Annotated in this window: 1 protein-coding gene; it reads right to left on the bottom strand. The window is 63.5% G+C overall.

Annotated features, from left to right (window positions below):
• A partial coding sequence (locus tag AAEZ05_RS28455; protein WP_350649925.1) for an aldehyde dehydrogenase family protein occupies positions 1-265 on the bottom strand: 265 nt, incomplete at its 3' end.
• Positions 266-277 lie beyond the last annotated feature (12 nt).

Genomic DNA, 277 nt, shown 5'->3' with positions numbered 1-277 from the left:
GGCCGGTATCGAGGGTTTCCAGCTCGGCCAGGTGGGGCACGTTCTGTTCGATCAACTCGCCCAGTTTGCGCATCAAGCGTGCGCGCTCCTTGGCTGGCGTATTGGCCCACTTGGGAAACGCCGCCTTGGCCGCCGCCACGGCCTGCGCGACTTCTTCGGCGCCGCCGCTGGCCACTTCGCCGATGGCCTCGCCGGTGGCCGGGTTGTAGTTGATAAAGGTGTCTTTGCTTTCGACCTCACGGCCGTTGATCCAGTGTTTGATCATGGTGCTCAAGCC

This window comes from Pseudomonas sp. HY13-MNA-CIBAN-0226 (assembly GCF_040310305.1).
GTDB classification, from domain to species: Bacteria; Pseudomonadota; Gammaproteobacteria; order Pseudomonadales; family Pseudomonadaceae; genus Aquipseudomonas; species Aquipseudomonas gregormendelii.
This window is presented reverse-complemented; position numbering and strand designations above follow the sequence as displayed.